General features: G+C 61.7%; 17 protein-coding genes. 9 read left to right on the top strand and 8 right to left on the bottom strand.

What is annotated here, in order from left to right:
* Nucleotides 1–70 precede the first annotated feature (70 nt).
* The 6 genes from lptF (at nucleotide 71) to rsmA (ending at nucleotide 7,617) form a co-directional block, all read left to right on the top strand.
* A complete protein-coding gene (lptF, locus tag AC1D3C_RS23880; protein WP_477484608.1) occupies nucleotides 71–1,234 on the top strand; it encodes an LPS export ABC transporter permease LptF in 1,164 nt (387 codons plus the stop codon).
* Nucleotides 1,231–2,319, top strand: a complete 1,089-nt coding sequence (gene lptG / locus AC1D3C_RS23875; RefSeq protein ID WP_247032002.1) for an LPS export ABC transporter permease LptG — start codon at nucleotides 1,231–1,233, stop codon at nucleotides 2,317–2,319. The genes lptF and lptG overlap by 4 nt, the downstream gene beginning before the upstream one ends.
* On the top strand, nucleotides 2,319–4,646 hold the full coding sequence (locus tag AC1D3C_RS23870; RefSeq protein ID WP_477484607.1) for an LPS-assembly protein LptD: 2,328 nt from the start codon (nucleotides 2,319–2,321) through the stop codon (nucleotides 4,644–4,646). The genes lptG and AC1D3C_RS23870 overlap by 1 nt, the downstream gene beginning before the upstream one ends.
* Before the next feature lie 163 nt (nucleotides 4,647–4,809).
* Nucleotides 4,810–5,724: a SurA N-terminal domain-containing protein gene (locus AC1D3C_RS23865; RefSeq protein ID WP_244447512.1), complete on the top strand. Its 915-nt coding sequence runs from the start codon at nucleotides 4,810–4,812 to the stop codon at nucleotides 5,722–5,724.
* Nucleotides 5,725–5,767: 43 nt separating this feature from the next.
* A complete protein-coding gene (pdxA, locus tag AC1D3C_RS23860) occupies nucleotides 5,768–6,784 on the top strand; it encodes a 4-hydroxythreonine-4-phosphate dehydrogenase PdxA (protein WP_477484606.1) in 1,017 nt (338 codons plus the stop codon).
* Entirely contained in the window at nucleotides 6,784–7,617 is an 834-nt protein-coding gene (gene rsmA, locus AC1D3C_RS23855) for a 16S rRNA (adenine(1518)-N(6)/adenine(1519)-N(6))-dimethyltransferase RsmA (protein ID WP_477484605.1), read from the top strand. Before pdxA ends, rsmA begins: the two co-directional genes overlap by 1 nt.
* A gap of 138 nt (nucleotides 7,618–7,755) precedes the next feature.
* On the opposite strand, the gene AC1D3C_RS23850 is transcribed toward rsmA, so the two are convergent.
* Nucleotides 7,756–8,136, bottom strand: a complete 381-nt coding sequence (locus AC1D3C_RS23850) for a winged helix-turn-helix transcriptional regulator (RefSeq protein ID WP_477484604.1) — start codon at nucleotides 8,134–8,136, stop codon at nucleotides 7,756–7,758.
* A gap of 86 nt (nucleotides 8,137–8,222) precedes the next feature.
* Between AC1D3C_RS23850 and AC1D3C_RS23845 the strand changes: the two genes are divergently transcribed.
* Nucleotides 8,223–8,840: an FMN-dependent NADH-azoreductase gene (locus tag AC1D3C_RS23845; protein WP_477484603.1), complete on the top strand. Its 618-nt coding sequence runs from the start codon at nucleotides 8,223–8,225 to the stop codon at nucleotides 8,838–8,840.
* A gap of 103 nt (nucleotides 8,841–8,943) precedes the next feature.
* Here AC1D3C_RS23845 and AC1D3C_RS23840 read toward each other — a convergent pair whose 3' ends face one another.
* The gene (locus AC1D3C_RS23840) at nucleotides 8,944–10,137 is read right to left on the bottom strand and encodes a TCR/Tet family MFS transporter (RefSeq protein ID WP_477484602.1); all 1,194 of its coding nucleotides are present in this window, start codon (nucleotides 10,135–10,137) and stop codon (nucleotides 8,944–8,946) included.
* Nucleotides 10,138–10,566: 429 nt separating this feature from the next.
* On the opposite strand from AC1D3C_RS23840, the gene AC1D3C_RS23835 reads away from it, so the two are divergent.
* Nucleotides 10,567–11,022 carry a DUF1772 domain-containing protein gene (locus tag AC1D3C_RS23835; protein ID WP_477484601.1) on the top strand — a complete coding sequence of 152 codons (456 nt, stop codon included), beginning with the start codon at nucleotides 10,567–10,569 and terminating at the stop codon, nucleotides 11,020–11,022.
* A 31-nt stretch (nucleotides 11,023–11,053) separates the two neighbouring features.
* Here the strand turns inward: AC1D3C_RS23835 and gmk are convergent, their stop codons facing one another.
* The 5 genes from gmk to AC1D3C_RS23810 all read right to left on the bottom strand — a co-directional run bounded on the left by gmk (nucleotide 11,054) and on the right by AC1D3C_RS23810 (nucleotide 15,683).
* Entirely contained in the window at nucleotides 11,054–11,734 is a 681-nt protein-coding gene (gene gmk, locus AC1D3C_RS23830; protein ID WP_038541680.1) for a guanylate kinase, read from the bottom strand.
* Nucleotides 11,735–11,737: 3 nt separating this feature from the next.
* Nucleotides 11,738–12,625: a YicC/YloC family endoribonuclease gene (locus AC1D3C_RS23825; protein WP_477484600.1), complete on the bottom strand. Its 888-nt coding sequence runs from the start codon at nucleotides 12,623–12,625 to the stop codon at nucleotides 11,738–11,740.
* 33 nt (nucleotides 12,626–12,658) lie between these two features.
* Nucleotides 12,659–13,852 carry an endolytic transglycosylase MltG gene (mltG, locus tag AC1D3C_RS23820; protein WP_477484599.1) on the bottom strand — a complete coding sequence of 398 codons (1,194 nt, stop codon included), beginning with the start codon at nucleotides 13,850–13,852 and terminating at the stop codon, nucleotides 12,659–12,661.
* Nucleotides 13,853–14,055: 203 nt separating this feature from the next.
* Complete coding sequence (gene fabF, locus AC1D3C_RS23815) at nucleotides 14,056–15,318, bottom strand: beta-ketoacyl-ACP synthase II (RefSeq protein WP_038541672.1); 1,263 nt, start codon at nucleotides 15,316–15,318, stop codon at nucleotides 14,056–14,058.
* A 128-nt stretch (nucleotides 15,319–15,446) separates the two neighbouring features.
* The gene (locus AC1D3C_RS23810) at nucleotides 15,447–15,683 is read right to left on the bottom strand and encodes an acyl carrier protein (protein WP_003502080.1); all 237 of its coding nucleotides are present in this window, start codon (nucleotides 15,681–15,683) and stop codon (nucleotides 15,447–15,449) included.
* Between AC1D3C_RS23810 and AC1D3C_RS23805 the strand changes: the two genes are divergently transcribed.
* Nucleotides 15,682–15,957 (top strand): hypothetical protein, encoded by a 276-nt coding sequence (locus AC1D3C_RS23805; RefSeq protein WP_157885096.1) that lies wholly within the window; start codon nucleotides 15,682–15,684, stop codon nucleotides 15,955–15,957. The genes AC1D3C_RS23810 and AC1D3C_RS23805 overlap by 2 nt on opposite strands.
* A gap of 13 nt (nucleotides 15,958–15,970) precedes the next feature.
* On the opposite strand, the gene fabG is transcribed toward AC1D3C_RS23805, so the two are convergent.
* Complete coding sequence (fabG, locus tag AC1D3C_RS23800; protein WP_477484598.1) at nucleotides 15,971–16,708, bottom strand: 3-oxoacyl-[acyl-carrier-protein] reductase; 738 nt, start codon at nucleotides 16,706–16,708, stop codon at nucleotides 15,971–15,973.
* Between the last annotated feature and the right edge of the window lie 15 nt (nucleotides 16,709–16,723).

The raw sequence follows: 16,723 nt of genomic DNA, 5'->3' as shown, positions 1-16,723 counted from the left end.
CGACCGTCATCTCGGGGCAACAAGCTGTCACCATTCCCCGGGTGACGTTGTGCAGGGTATCCAGGCTGGAATGAAGCTTCTCGAAGTCTACATATTGCGCCGGATTTTTCAGATGTTCCTGGTGACGCTCCTGCCGGTGCTCACCATCATCTGGACCATCCAGGTGCTGGGACGCATCAACCTGGTCACCGATACCGGCCAGTCGATGGGCTCGTTCGCGACTCTTGCCACCTTCATCCTGCCCACCATCATCCCCGTCGTGCTGCCTTTCGCGCTCGTCATCGGCATCACCCAGACGCTGACGGCGATGAACAACGATTCGGAGTTGCCGGTCATCGACGCGGCCGGAGCATCGCGCAACATCATCTACCGGCCGGTGCTGATGCTCGGGATCGCGCTCAGCATGTTCTCCTTCCTGGTGACGAATTTCGTCGAGCCGCCTTCGCGCGTCGCAGCTCGCCAGATGGTCGCTGCGGCCTATGCGGACCTGCTCTCCTCGGTCATCGAGGAGAAGACCTTCCGCAGCATCGAGCCGGGTCTCTACGTGCAGATCTCGGAGCGTCATTCCGGCCGCGTGCTCAAGGGCCTGTTCGTCGTCGATTATCGCGACCCGAATTTCGACCTCATCTATTATGCCCGTGAGGGATCGATCGACGAAAGCGGCACCTCGCTCACCATGCGCGACGGCGAGGTCCATCGCAAAGCCGCCGACGGTCGCATCTCGATCATCAAGTTCGTCTCCTACGCCTTCGACCTGTCGGCGATGGCGAAGGCGGAAGGCGGGCTGCCGCAATATTCGTCCGACCGCAGCCTGGCCTTTCTCCTGAACCCGGATCCGAACGATCCGCTCTATCAGAAGTCGCCGAATGCCTATCGGTCGGAACTGCACAGACGCTTGTCCGACTGGCTTTTCCCGATCTGCTTCGCGCTGATCTCGCTGGTCATCGCCGGCAGCACCCGCTCGCACCGGCAGACCCGGGTCCATCCGATGGTATTTGCGCTGTTCCTTGCGTTCGGCGTGCGCTGGCTCGGTTTCTCGGCCACCAACATGGTCGAACGCCATTCGCTCTACACTCCGCTTCCCTATGCGGTGCCGATCGTCTTCTCGCTGATCTCGATCTTCATGCTTGCCACCAACCGGCAGTTCTCGGCGCCGCGCTTCATGTCGCGCCTGGCCAGCAGCCTGCAGCGCCGAATACCCGCCTCGCGGACTTCGGGTGGAGGTGCGGCATGATCTTCACTACGCTCGGGCGGTATTTCTTCCGCCGCTATATTATCACTGCGCTGTGGTTCCTGCTGGGCGCCGGCGCCATCATCTTCCTTGCCGACTTCAGCGAAACCAGCCGCCGCATGTCGGGCTTTACCGGTTATACGGTTTCGGCCGGGCTGCTGATGACCGCCATGCGCGTGCCGCTCATCCTGCAGCAGATCATCCCGACGCTGAGCCTCTTCATCGGCATGACGGTGCTGATCGCGCTGAATCGCCGCTACGAACTGGTGGTAACGCGTGCCGCCGGCATTTCGATCTGGCAGTTCGTCTCGCCCTTCGTCATCGGAGCGTTTCTGATCGGGCTGGCCACCTTGCTGGTAGTCAATCCGCTCGCCGCGTGGGGCCAGCGCGAATCAGCCTCCATGGAGGCAAGCTGGCGCGAGGCGAGCAACCGGTCCCGAGCATCCGCCTTCATCCCCTGGATCCGCCAGATCAGCGGCGACGACGATACGATCATCGGCGCCAAGAGCTATCAGGAAAAGGGAACACTGCTCGTCGACGTGGTGGTTTTCCAGTTCGACAAGGAGGGCCGCGTAGCCCTGCGGCAGGACGCCAAGACCGCAAAATTGGAAAATGGTTACTGGCTGCTTAAAGAGGTTCTGGAAAACCGGCCGGGAGAAATTCCGGTGCGTCGCGAGACAGCACAGGTTCGCACCAACTTGAAGCAGGAATACATTCAAGAGAGCCTGGCGCAGCCTGATACTGTTGCGTTTTTTGATCTTTCCAGAAAAATTGAGGTCAGCAAATCGTTCGGCATTCCCACAAAGGCGCTGGAGACGCAGTACCATTCGCTGCTCTCCCTACCGATCCTGCTTGTGGCAATGACTCTCATTGCCGCAACAGTTTCATTAAAATTCAGCCGGTTCGCCCAGTCCCGCTCCGTGATTCTGGGTGGAATAGTTTCTGGCTTCGTGCTTTATGTCGTCACAGTGCTTGTGAAGGCATTCGGGAGCAGTGGGGCAATTCCTCCCTTCGTGGCGGTCTGGATTCCAGTGATCGTTGCGACGGCGCTGGGGACAACAATTCTGCTTCATCAGGAGGATGGCTAGTGGCGGTAAGTGACCGCAAACATATAAGACGGCTCGCCGCCGCCCTGCTGACAGGTGTGTCTGTATGCGTATTCGGCGTATCCGCAACGGCTGTGCAGGCGCAAGGTCTGGTGCCTCAGGCAGCGGACGGCGCCAAGATGCTGCTGCGCGCCAATGAACTCGTTTATAATCAGGATGCCAAGCTGGTCACCGCAACCGGTGGCGTGCAGATCTATTACAATCGCTACAAGATGGTGGCGCAGCGCGTTCAGTACGATCAGAAGAGCGGCCGCGTCATGGCGACCGGCAATATCGAACTGATCGAGCCGGGCGGCAGCCGTGTCTACGCCGAGCAGATGGACGTCACCGACAGCTTCGGCGAAGGTTTTATCAACGCGCTTCGCGTCGAAACCACCGACAATACCCGCCTTGCCGCCGAGAGCGCCGAGCGCCAGCCGGGCGACCTGATGGTGCTCAACAACACCGTCTACACCGCCTGCCTTCCCTGCAGCCAGACGCCCGGCAAAGCTCCGCTCTGGCAGGTCAAGGCGCAGCGTGTCGTCCGCAATGGCCAGATCCATACGATTCGCCTGGAAAACGCCCAATTCGAACTGTTCGGCCTGCCGATCGGTCGTCTGCCGTTTGCTATCGAGGTGCCGGACGAAACGGTCGAGCGCAAATCGGGCCTTCTCTTCCCGCAGTACAGCGCGAGCGACAATCTCGGCTTCGGCGTGACCGTGCCCTACTATCACGTGTTCTCGCCGAGCATGGATGCGACGCTCAGCCCAACTTATTATTCCAATCAGGGGCTGCTGCTCCAGGGCGAGATCCGCAACAAGTTCGAGACAGGTGAGCACACGTTCCGCTTCGCCGGCATCCACCAGAACGATCCGAAAGCCTTCGATCCGAATACCAGCGACAGTGCCGCGGACAACCGCTTCATGGCCGCCTCCAAGGGTGAGTTCAGGATCAATCCGCGCTGGACATTCGGCTGGAATGTCATGACCCAGAGCGACAACAACTTCTCGCGGACCTACAAACTGACTGGTGTCAGTAGCGGCACATTCACCAACGATGTCCACCTGACCGGGCTGGGGAAGCGAAACTACTTCGACCTGCGTGGCTACTATTTCAACATTCAGGACGACACCTATAGCAATACGGCCGAACAGAAGCAGGCGATCGCTTACCCCTCGCTCGACTACACCTACTACGCACCGGAACCGATCTTCGGCGGCGAGCTTTCGGTCACCTCCAACATCACCAATCTGTCCCGTCGCGAAGACGACTGGTATACGGACGGCACGACCAGCCGTTTCCCCGGCCTTGAAGGCAGCTACAGCCGCTTGACCGTGGAAGCCGAATGGAAGCGCACCTTCAATATGCTCGACGGCCTGCTGCTGACGCCGATCCTCGCAGCCCGCGGCGACGGCATCCGCCATACCGGTTCCGGCACTCCGGGTGCCTATTTCGGCGATATGGAGTCTGAAGGCGCCAACGGCCGCTACATGCTCACGGCAGGTCTCGAGGCGCGTTATCCGATCCTGCTGACCACCGAAAACAGCAGCCATATCCTCGAGCCGATTGCGCAGATCTTCGCGCGTCCCGACGAGCAGATGGCAGGCGGGCTGCCGAACGAGGATGCGCAGAGCTTCGTCTTCGACGCCACCAGCCTTTTCGAGCGTGACAAGTTTTCGGGCTTCGACCGTGTCGAAGGCGGTACACGCGCCAATGTCGGCCTTCGTTATACAGGTACGTTCGCGAACGGCATCGGCGTGCGCAGCGTTGTCGGCCAATCCTATCAGATTGCCGGCCAGAACTCGTTCGCCACCGAGGACCTGGTTCAGGCGGGTGCCAATTCCGGTCTGGAAACGCGCCGGTCCGATTATGTCGCGATGGCAGCCATCGATCTGCCACGGGGCTTTACGATCGGGGCAAACGCCCGCTTCGACGAAAAGACATTTGCGATCAAGCGCACCGACGCCTCGCTCGGCTATACGACGCCGCGGGTAAGCGGCACGCTGGTCTACACGCAGGTCGACGCTCAGCCGGAATACGGTTCGGATGACGCGCGGGACGTGCTGAAGCATTCGATGAGCTTCCGGATCAACGAAAACTGGGCGCTTGCCGGCACCGCGACCTGGGACCTTGTGGACAAGCAATTGATCCGGCGCGGCATTGGCATCAGCTATGCGGACGAGTGCACGATCTTTACGCTCGCCTACACGGACAAGCCGTCGGACACGGCTGCCAACGACTGGACCGTCAGCGCACGCTTGAGTTTCCGCACACTTGGCGATATCAGCGTCGGCTCCACCGCTGGATTCGACCAGGACTACCGCAACTGACGTGGCGGTTCGTCCGCTCGGTGGAGCGTCATCGTTTCGCCGCAAGAATTGTGCAAGCGGTCGCGGATAGAGTATGAAAGGCGAGGCTGGGCGGGTTCAAGTACCCACCGGGGCGGGAAAAGGGATTGGTATCATGTTCGCAATGACCGCAACGCGCAAGCTGATGCTGGCCGCGGCCGCTTTGGCCGCCTCGGTCGTCATCCAGCCCGGCGTCCAGCAGGCGCAGGCCGCAAGCGAAGTCTCAGCCGTCGTCAACAGGACGGCGATCACCAGCAGCGATGTCGCCAAGCGCGTCGCCTTCCTGCGCCTTCAGCGTCAGAAGGCCGATGCCAAGACGGCGCGCGAGGTACTGGTGGATGAGGCGCTGAAGCGCCAGGAAATCTCCCGCGTGAAAATGTCGGTCAGCACCGAGGATGTCGACAAGGCCTTCGAGCGGTTTGCCGCCGGCAACAAGCTGAGCGTGGCGCAGATGAGCCAGATTCTCGAGAAAGCCGGCGTCGGCGTCGAGCATTTCAAGAGTTACATCGCCGTGCAGATGAGCTGGCCGCGGCTGGTCAATGCCCGTTACGGCGGCTCGCGCGGCCGTATGTCGAGCCAGGAACTCGTCAAGCGCATGATGGAGAACAAGGAAAAGCCGGTCACCACCGAATATTTCCTGCAACAGGTAATCTTCGTCGTGCCCCCGGCCAAGCGCAATGCCATTCTCGCCAAACGCCAGAAGGAAGCGAACGCCGCACGCTCCAAATTCCCGGGCTGCGAGCAGTCGAAGGATTTCGCGGCGACCATGCTGGACGTGTCGATCCGCGACCTCGGCCGCGTTCTCGCCCCCGAACTGCCGGCCGACTGGAAGCCGCTGATCGAGAAGACAGCCGATGGCGGCACGACGGGCACCCGCGTCACCGAACGTGGCGTCGAGTTTCTGGCCATCTGCAAGCAGCGCCAGGTATCGGACGATCTTGCGGCGGAAGTCGTGTTCCGCGCCGAGGACCTCGGCAAGGAGAAGAAGGGCGCTCCCGACCCCAACGACAAGAAATATCTCGATGACCTGCGCAGCAAGGCACAGATCGAGTATCGCTAAGAATATCGCTGACCTCGACACTTAAGTCATTCCCGGAGCCGTAATGCCTCTCGACCGTCCGCTTGCGTTGACCCAGGGCGATCCTGCCGGCATCGGCCCCGATATCACGCTTGTCGCCTGGGCCTCGCGTCAGAAATACGACCTGCCGCCTTTCCTCTTCCTCGGCGATCCGGCCGTGCTCAGGGCCCGCGCCGTGCTGCTTGGCCTCGACGTGCCGATTCGGGAGGCGGATAGCGACAGCGCGATGTCGATCTTTCAGGATGCCCTGCCCGTGCTGCCAATTGCCGCCGGCGCAGAAATCGCCGCCGGCGAACCGCATGTGGCAACCGCCAAGGGGACGATCCAGGCAATCCAGACCGCCGTTTCGCTCTCGCTCGAAGGCAAGGCCGCCGGTACGGTCACCAATCCGATCGCCAAATCCATTCTCTACCAGGCCGGCTTCGGTTTCCCCGGCCACACGGAATTTCTCGCCAACCTTGCCGAGCGCGCCACGGGCAAGAAGATCCTGCCGGTGATGATGCTGGCGGGGCCGAAGCTTAGGGCCATCCCCGTCACCATCCATATCCCGATCAGCCAAGTCCCGGCGGCCCTCAATGCGGACCTGATCGCCGAGACCTGCCGTATCGCCCATCACGATCTCAAGACCCGTTTCGGCATCGACAAGCCGCGGCTTGCGGTTGCCGGCCTCAACCCGCATGCGGGTGAGGATGGCGCGATCGGCCGCGAGGACCAGGACATTATCCATCCGGCGATCTTCAAGCTGCGGGCCGAGGGCCTGCACGTCTTCGGGCCACTGCCGGCCGATACGATGTTCCACGACGAGGCGCGCGCTCGCTACGATGTGGCGATCTGCATGTATCACGACCAGGCGCTGATCCCCGCCAAGGCGCTCGGCTTCGACACCTCCGTCAACGTCACGCTCGGCCTGCCGTTCATCCGCACATCGCCGGATCACGGCACGGCGTTCGGCATTGCCGGCCAGGGTGTCGCCCGCGAGACGAGCCTCGTCGAAGCGATCAAGCTTGCCGGCAATCTCGCTCTGACGTCGAAAGCCGGCTGATGGCCACTCTGGACGGCTTGCCGCCGCTGCGGGACGTGATCCAGCGTCACGGGCTCGACGCCAGGAAGGCGCTCGGACAGAATTTCCTTCTCGACCTCAACCTCACCCAGAAGATCGCCCGCAGCGCCGGGCCGCTACAGGATGCGACCGTCTTCGAGGTCGGTCCCGGCCCCGGCGGCCTGACCCGCGCCATCCTGTCGCTCGGCGCGAAAAAGGTGATCGCCGTCGAACGGGACAGCCGCTGTCTCCCTGCTCTCGCGGAAATTGGCGAGCATTATCCCGGCAGGCTGGACGTGATCGAGGGCGATGCGCTGAAGACCGATTTTGCGGCGCTCGCACCAGAAGGCCCGATAAAGATCATCGCCAACCTGCCCTACAATGTCGGCACCCAGCTCCTGATCAACTGGCTGCTGCCTTCGCCCGACCGATGGCCGCCCTTCTGGGAAAGCCTGACGCTGATGTTCCAGAAGGAAGTCGGCCAGCGGATCGTCGCCGACGAGGATGACGACCACTACGGCCGCCTCGGCGTGCTCGCCGGCTGGCGCACCGACGCCCACATGGTCTTCGACGTGCCGCCGCAGGCGTTCTCGCCGCCGCCGAAGGTCACCTCCACGGTCGTCCATCTGACGCCGCGTGCCAACCCCTTGCCCTGCGACGTCGCCAAGCTGGAGCGCGTCACCCACGCCGCCTTCGGCCAGCGCCGGAAGATGCTGCGCCAGAGCGTCAAATCGCTCGGCGGCGAGGCCTTGCTTGTCAAAGCCGGGATCGATCCGGCGAGGCGGGCGGAAACGCTGTCGGTCGAAGAGTTCGTTCGGTTGGCAAACTGTCTCTGAGCTCCGGCCAAGACCGCTTTCGGCCCGAATCTGCAGTTGGCGATCTTGGCGTAGACGAGCGGCTTTGCCCCTCAGCATTGTGGCGGATTCGCAGTCTTTTAGGGATAGATAAGCGACAAGCGCCAGCTCCGCTCAGGTTCATCTAGTTTGGTCATATTGCCGGCGCGCCTGCTCGATCACATCCCGATTTGAATCTGCCCAGGTCATCAAGGCCATGACTGGGGCGAGAAGCGACCTGCCGACTGCAGTCAGTTCGTAATCCACGCGCGGTGGGATCGTCGGAAAGTGGGTGCGACTGATCAAACCGTCGCATTCCAATTGCCGAAGCGTAATCGTGAGCATCCGCTGCGAGATCCCGTCGATCTGCCGTCGCAATGCATTGAAGCGGACCGGCCCATCCTTCAGGGCCACGAAGATGTAAAGACTCCATTTATCGGCGATGCGATCGAGGATTTCCCGAACGGGACGGCAGTCGGCGTCTTCGCTTGGGGTAGGAAACTCTATGTCACCGAGTGTCATGAATGTGCCTTCTTGCGAACGGTCAAATAGTTATCTTAATAGGGTTGGTCACAATTTGATACTACTCATTCCCCCAGGAGCCACCAATGACCAACATCCTCCTCGTTACCTCCAGCCCACGCGGTCCTCAGAGCCTTTCCACCCGATTTTCCCGTGACATCGCTGAAAGCCTCAGCGCCCGTTCTGCCGGCACAATTGTCGAACGTGATCTTGGGGCGGCACCGCTCCCGCATATCACCGCAGCCTATATCGACGGCCGCGTTGCGCCGCCCGAGACACGTACACCCGAACAGATCGAAGCCGTCGATCTCGCTCAAAGTCTCGTTGATGAGGTCCAGGCTGCCGACGTAATTGTCGTTGGCTCGGGCATGATCAACTTCGGCCCGCCGACGCAGCTCAAGGCTTGGTTTGACTATATCACTTGGCCTGGCGTCACCTTTCGCTACGACGCAACCGGTGTGATGGGATTGTTGCCCGCCAAGAAAGTCTATCTCGTGACCGCAACTGGCGGCGTCTTTTCGGAAGGCAGGAACGCCCCGTTGGACTTCCAGACCACCTATCTCGTGCATCTTCTCGGTTTTATAGGACTGACGGATATCGAAGTGGTCCGCGTGGAAGGGACACTCGTCAGCCCGGACGCTGCCAAGGCTGCGATCGCCTCCACCGAAGCCCAGATCCGGGCTGTACTAGAGCGTGCCGCCTGACCGGCAAACCCATCAGTCAGCTAGCCAAGAAATCGGCGAATGGCCCTGATGCGAGCGGGGTCGAAGAATTCGCTAGGCTGGCGAACTGTCTTTGAGCAGTCCTCTACGCCACCAGGGCCGTTGCCGGTTTCTTGAGACGTAAACCGAGAACCAGCGGGACGCTGGCGGCGTAGACAGCGACCACCGATAGCCAGATCGCACCTGGCCATTGCTCCCGCACGACGAAATAGAAGCTGGAAAAAGCCAACGGTCCCACGATCGAGGCCAGGCTCACGGCCGAGGCCAGCACGCCCTGGAACTGGCCTTGCTGGCTCTCGTCGACCTGCCGGGTCGCCAGAGACTGTAGTGCCGGCACGCCGATGCCGCCGAGGGCGAAAACCGGCATGATCGCGAAGATCATCCAGCTCTCGGTCGCGAAGGCCATGACGGTCAGCGCAATGCAGGCGCAGGCAATGCCCGTCAGAATGGCAGTTCGCTCGCCGAGCAGCTTCACGGCGGGTCCCGGAAGGAACGCCTGGGCGAGCGTCTGGCAGACGCCGAATGTGCCGAGCGAAAGACCGATCCAAAGGCCGTTCCACCGGAAAGCGTCGTTCCCCCAGAGGGCCCAGGAGGTGCCATAGGCCTCGCCGGTGGCGCTGAAGACGAAAAAGACGAAGATGAGCGGCAGCAGGCTCTTCACCGAGAACACCCAACGCAGCGGCGACAGCGGGTTAAGTGCTCCGAGGTCGATTTTCTCCCGTTTGGGTGTGCGCGATTCCGGCAGGATGAAGAACGCCAGCAGAAGATTGCAGCCGTTGAGCATGGCCGCCGCCATGAAGGGCAGCCGCAGCCAATAATCACCGAGGGCGCCGCCAAGAATGGGGCCGACGATGAAACCGATGCCGAACATGGCGTTGAACAGGCCGAAGCGGCGGGCGCGCTTATCCTCGGGAGAAATGTCGGTGATGTAAGCTGCCGCCACCGAGGTGTTGGCACTGGTCAGCCCGGCAATGGCGCGACCGAGCAGCAACATCCAGAGGCTGGGCGCAAAGGCGAGGAACAGATAATTGATGGCCGCGCCGGCAAGCGAAATCAGAAGCACCGGGCGTCGCCCAAGCCGGTCGCTCAGCGACCCGAGCACCGGTGCGAAGATGAACTGCATCACCGCGTAGAGGGCAGTCATGATGCCGATATAGGGAGCCACGTTTTCAGTGTGGGTGACGTCCTGCAGCAGCGAGGGCAGGATCGGAAAGATGAGGCCGATGCCGACGGCATCAAGGACGATGGCGGTAAAAATAACGATAAGGGATCTGTTCATGGCACGCTCCGGTGGACGCGAGCATGCAAGCGCCGCCAGGCGCCATCGCTCGCGATTAGGCCTGACGGACGTCAGGCGTTCTTTTCTGGGGAACGCTGGCCGGTCCACGCTCGAAAGGGCATGGATGGCGTGTGCTTGACCACCTGGACGACAATTCGTCCACCTGTTTACTCCGCCACTGAGCGGATCAAGGGAAGCAGTCGCTTTTCGCGATATTTTCCAGGTACACCCGACGACTGAATTCGACAAGGCTCTTTTTTTGCCACTACTTCCACGAACGGCCGTCCTGGAAGCGCGCCCGGCGGATGGCGGGCCTGTCCTCATGGCATCTTTCTCGACTTTGGCTCCAGAATGGGTAGCCGCGTGTCAGCCTGCCGGGAACCTTTGGTGTTCCGTCTCGTTCGAATTTAAGAGCCGAGGACGCCTTGCATGGCGATTAAAACTGTCCAGTTTCTGGTGATCATCGTTTCCGCGCTCACGCTGATTCCGGCGGGAGCGCATCTTGCCGCTCTGCCCAACAAGATTGACTTGCCGCAGGCCGAGTATTTCACCGTGCAGGGGATCTACCGAGGGTGGGCCGCTCTCGGGGCGTTATGGGCACTTGCGTTGATCCTGAACATCGCGCTCGCATTTCTTGTCCGCTCGCAGGCGCGGTCCCTCGGATTTTCCGTGGCCGCCGTCGCTTGTTTTTCCGCGATGATCATCATCTTTTATCATTGGACGTTTCCGGCCAATCAGGCGACACAGAATTGGACCGTTGCTCCTGCAAATTGGCAAGCGCTGAGACAGCAATGGGAATACTCCCATGCGGCGAACACGGTGATCGCCTTCCTGGCCGTCTGCTTTGTTACATTGTCCACGCTTTGCTGGAAGCCGTCCTACTAAGAGCTCCTCCGCAACGTGACCCTCGAATAACTTAAAGCTTCGGCTCTTCCGTCAGCAGTTCGCTGACGAAATCGAACAGGCCATGGCGGCGGTCGCGGCGGATGCGTTCGGCGTTGACGATGCAGCTGACATGCCCGAAAGCCTCGTCGAGATCGTCGTTGACGATGACGTAGTCGTATTCCCGCCAATGCTCGATCTCGGCGCGGGAATTCAGGAGCCGCGTGCGGATCACCTCTTCGGAGTCCTCGGCGCGGCGGTGCAGGCGCGACTGCAGTTCGGTCATGGTCGGCGGCAGCACGAAGATGGAGACGACGTCGGCCGCCATCTTTTCCTGCAGCTGGCGGGCGCCCTGCCAGTCGATGTCGAACAGCATGTCGCGGCCTTCGCTCATCGCCAGTTCCACCGGCTCGCGCGGGGTGCCGTAGAAATTGCCGTGCACCTCGGCCCATTCGAGCAGGTCCCCGGCGTCGCGCATCTTCTCGAATTGCTGCACGGTGATGAAATGATAGTGCTTGTCGGCGATCTCGCTCGGCCGCTTGGCCCGCGTTGTGACGCTGATCGAGATTTCGAGGCTGCGATCCGCGTCCAGAAGATTGCGGGCGATCGTCGACTTGCCGGCGCCCGACGGCGAGGAAAGAACCAGCATCAGCCCGCGTCGGGCGATCTTCACGGGCGAGGACGGCTTGCCCTGGGACGATGGGGCCGGGCTCATGTCTTACTCCAGATTCTGGACCTGTTCGCGGAACTGGTCGATGACGACTTTCAACTCTATGCCGGCGGAGGTGACCGCGGCCGAATTGGACTTCGAACAGATAGTATTCGATTCCCGGTTAAATTCCTGTGCAAGGAAATCAAGCCGCCGGCCGACCGGGCCGCCCTTGTCTATAAGTTCGTTGGCAGCCGCCACATGGGCCTTCAGCCGGTCGATCTCTTCGCGCAGATCGGCCTTGGTGGCAAGCAGCGCCGCCTCCGCATGCAGCCGATCACGGTCGAGCGTCGGCGCCTCCTGGAGAAGCGCTGCGAGCTGAAAGGAGAGCTTGCGGGCGATCTCCTCCGGCGTGCGGGAAGGATCTGCCTCGACGACCTGGGCGAGCTCGGCGATGCGGGCGACCTGGCTCTTCAGCACGGCTGCAAGCGCCGTGCCCTCGCCTTCGCGCATCCGCTGCAGATGACCGATCGCCTCGTCGAGGCTTGCCAGGATCGCAGCATCGCGGGCCGCGACCGTCTCCTCGTCCTCTTCCGCCTCGCGGATGTCGACCAGGCCGCGAATGCCCATCAGCGTATCGAGCCTGAGCGGCGACGGATCGACGAGATCGCCGAGTTCGGCACGCAGCGCCAGCACGGCCGCCAGCGCATCGCGGTTCAGCACCGCCTCCACCTTGGTTTCGGCAACGGTGAGGGTGAGGGTCGCCTGCAGATTGCCGCGCGAAAACTTCTCCGTGATCAGCCGGCGGACGTCCGGCTCCAGGCGTTCGAGGCCGGGCGGCAGACGCAGCCTTATATCAAGGCCCTTGCCGTTCACCGAGCGCAGTTCCCATGCGTAACGGTTGCGCCCGCTCGTGCCTTCGCTGCGGGCAAAACCGGTCATGGACTGCAAGGTCATCGGTGTCTCCAGATCAAGCTTTAAAGGAAGCGGTCAGTTGCTCTTCGGCGGCTTTTCCGCTTCGTCGCCATCCGGCTGGCCGTCCACCACTTCCGGGTTGGCGGCGCGCTCGGATTCCATTCTACGCCAACGGCGAACGTTGGCATTGTGTTCCTCGAGCGTCGCGGCGAACACATGTCCGCCGGTGCCGTCGGCCACGAAATAGAGGTCCTTGGTCCGCCAGGGATTGGCCACGGCCTGCAGCGCCGCGCGGCCGGGATTGGCGATCGGCGTCGGCGGCAGGCCCTTGATCTGGTAGGTGTTGTAGGGCGTCTGCCTGGCGAGGTCCGACTTGAAGATCGGCCGGTCGGAGGGTTTTCCCTCGCCGCCGAAGATGCCGTAGACGATCGTCGGGTCCGATTGCAGGCGCATGCCGCGCTGCAGCCGGTTGATGAAGACGGATGCCACATGGGCGCGTTCGTCTTCCTTGCCGGTCTCCTTCTCGACGATGGAAGCGAGCACGACGAATTCTTCCTTGGTCTTGATCGGCAGGTCCGGATCGCGGCGCTCCCAGATCTGCTCGACCATCTTCTGCTGGGCAACCCGCATCTGCTGAATGATGTCGGTACGCTTGCTGCCGCGCGAGAACTTGTAGGTATCGGGCCTCAGGCTTCCCTCGGCCGGCAGTTCGGACGGTAGGTCACCTTCGAGCACCGTATCTTCGGCGAGCCGCAGCATCATCTGGCGCACGGTCAGGCCTTCCGGGAAGACGACCGAATAGAGGATCGACTTGCCGGATTCCAGCACACCCATGATGTCCTTCATGGAGGCGCGCGCCTTGATCTCGTATTCGCCAGCCTTCAGCGTTTCGCCCTTGCGCAGGTAGGTCGCCGTCACATAGCGGAAGATGCGTGCGTCGGAGATGATGCCGTTGCGCTCGAGATTAGTGGCGATTTCCGCAAGCCCGTTGCCGGGGCGGACCATGAAATGGGTGTTGGCTTCGAGCGGGCCTGGCTGCTGGAAGGCCGAGATCATGTAGTAGAGGCCGGCAATCCCGATCACGCAGAGAGCGACGACCATGGTCATCACGAAATTCAGGAAGATGACGACCTGGCTGCGCGCCTTCTTGGAACGGCGGGGCGGTTCCGGAACACGTTCGGGCTTCAGGGCCTCGTTCGGCGATTTCGGAATAATCGGCCCCCTGCCATTGCCGGGCGGCAGTTCACTGACATGATTCGTATCGTTCAACCGCGCCCCCCGGGGTTAACGCCCCCTACAGACTCAAAGACTTGCAACCCGCTGTTTGGCCAACCAATGCGGCGAAAAACAGGTCCAGAAGATGATACGAGCCGGCTCGCGAGTCCAGCCGGCATATGTTTCAAGGGCCGAAACGATCCATGCCCGAAAAGTTCGGCCCAAAGATCGAGGCGCCAGAGATCAGGCCCGAAAGATCAGGCCTCGTAGCGGCGCAGCACGAGAGATGCGTTGGTGCCGCCGAAACCGAAGGAGTTCGACAGCGCCACATTGATCTCGCGCTTGCGCGCCTTGTGCGGCACCAGGTCGATCGCCGTCTCGACATCGGGATTGTCGAGGTTGAGCGTCGGCGGCGCGATATTGTCGCGGATGGCGAGCGCCGAGAAGATCGCCTCGACCGCACCGGCAGCACCGAGAAGATGGCCGATCGCCGACTTGGTCGACGACATCGAGATCTTCGAGGCCGCATTGCCGACCAGACGCTCGACCGCGCCAAGCTCGATCGTGTCGGCCATGGTCGAGGTGCCATGGGCGTTGATGTAGTCAACGTCCGACGCCGAAATACCCGCACGCTTCAGCGCCGCAGTCATGCAGCGGAACGCGCCGTCGCCGTCTTCCGACGGCGCGGTGATGTGGAAGGCGTCCCCGGACATTCCGTAGCCGACCACTTCCGCGTAGATCTTGGCGCCGCGGGCCTTGGCATGTTCCAGCTCTTCCAGAACCACGATGCCGGCACCCTCGCCCATGACGAAACCATCGCGGTCGCGGTCATAGGGGCGCGAAGCCTTCTGCGGATCGTCGTTGTGTTGGGTCGAAAGCGCCTTGCAGGCGGCAAAACCGGCCAGCGAAATGCGGCAGATAGGCGATTCCGCACCGCCGGCGACCATCACCTCGGCATCGCCGAAGGCGATCATCCGGGCCGCATCGCCGATGGCGTGCGCGCCGGTGGAACAGGCAGTGACGACGGCGTGGTTCGGACCGCGCAGCTTGTGGCGGATCGACACCTGGCCGGAGACCAGATTGATCAGCCGGCCGGGAATGAAGAAGGGCGAGATGCGGCGCGGACCTTTGTCGCGCAACGTATAGCCTGCCTCGACAATGCCTTCGAGGCCGCCGATACCCGAGCCGATCAGCACGCCGGTGGCGATCTGGTCCTCGTCGGTCTTCGGATGCCAGCCGGCATCTTCAAGCGCCATTTCGGCGGCGGCCACGCCATAGATGATGAAGGGATCGACCTTGCGCTGTTCCTTCGGCTCCATCCACTGGTCGACGTTGAACGTGCCATCGGAGCCGTCGCCGACAGGAATGCGGCAGGCGATTTTTGCGGGAAGGTCTTCGACCTCGAATTCAGTGACGACGCGGGCGGCATTGCCGCCGGCAAGCAGCCGCGACCAGCTGACTTCCGTTCCGCATCCGAGAGGAGATACCATGCCGGTACCGGTGATAACGACCCGTCTCATCGCCAGTGCCCTACCCTATAATTTTTCTCGATTTTTCAGGGCCCAAGCCCCAATTGCTGAAACGGCCCGAACAAGCGGGCCGTTTGCGGGATCTGCCTTGCGGCGCCATCCCCTCTATGTCGGGTCGATCAGGCCTGAGCCTTCTCGATGAACTTCACAGCGTCGCCGACGGTCAGGATGGAATCGGCGGCATCGTCGGGGATTTCAACGCCGAATTCTTCCTCGAAAGCCATGACCAGTTCGACGGTGTCGAGCGAGTCCGCACCAAGATCGTCGATGAAGCTTGCGCCTTCGACGACTTTGTCGGCGTCGACGCCGAGGTGGTCAATAACAATTTTCTTCACGCGTTCTGCGATATCGCTCATGTCGGTTTCCTCGACCTTTGTCTTTATCGAATGCCCGATTGGCATCCGCACCCTGTTAAAAACCTGCGACCGCCGCTTGTTCAGCGCCGATGCGGGCAAACCCGTTCTCCCCTTTTCAGGTTCCAATCCTATCGCGCTCACGCAATATGACGGCCTGCATATCAGGGTGACCATTCACAGTCATGGCCCGCTTAACATGGTTTCCGTGTTCAGCAAAGCCAGAATTTGTTCCATTGCACAGCCGCCAACAACCGTTTGCAACGTGTTTTCTTGAAGGCGGCACTCAATCAGATCATCGCCATGCCGCCGTTGACATGCAGGGTCTGGCCGGTGACGTAACCCGCCTCGCTGGAGGCGAGATAAAGAACCGCAGACGCGATGTCCGAACCGGCGCCCATGCGCTTCATCGGAATGGCGCCGAGGATCGCCTCTTTCTGCTTGTCGTTGAGCTTTCCGGTCATCGCGCTGTCGATGAAGCCCGGCGCCACGCAGTTGACCGTGACGTTGCGGGTGGCGATTTCCTGGGCGAGCGACTTTGAGAAGCCGATCATGCCGGCCTTGGAGGCGCAGTAATTGGTCTGGCCCGGATTGCCGGTGACGCCGACCACGGAGGTGATGTTGATGATGCGGCCATAACGGCGGCGCATCATCGGATGGGTGAGTTCGCGGGTCAGGCGGAAGACCGCCGTCAGGTTGACTTCCAGGACCTTGTCCCAGTCGTCGTCGCTCATGCGCACGAACAGGCCGTCCTTGGTGATGCCGGCATTGTTGACGAGGATGTCGACGCCTTCGAGTTCGGCCTCGGCCTTTTCGCCGAGCGCCTTCACTTCGGCGCGGTCGGTGAGATTTGCCGGGAAGATCTTGACGCGCTCGCCGAGTTCGGAAGCCAGAGCTTCGAGCTTTTCGACGCGGGTGCCATGCAGGCCGACGGTGGCGCCTCGGCTATGCAGCATCCGGGCGATCTCCTCGCCGAGCCCGCCGGTTGCGCCCGTCACCAATGCCTTGCGGCCGGTCAAATCAAACATGATCGTGTTCCTTCG

This window comes from Neorhizobium sp. P1_A6, assembly GCF_056406795.1.
The sequence above is the reverse complement of the archived record's forward strand: the minus strand, read 5'-3'. Positions and strand labels throughout refer to the sequence as shown.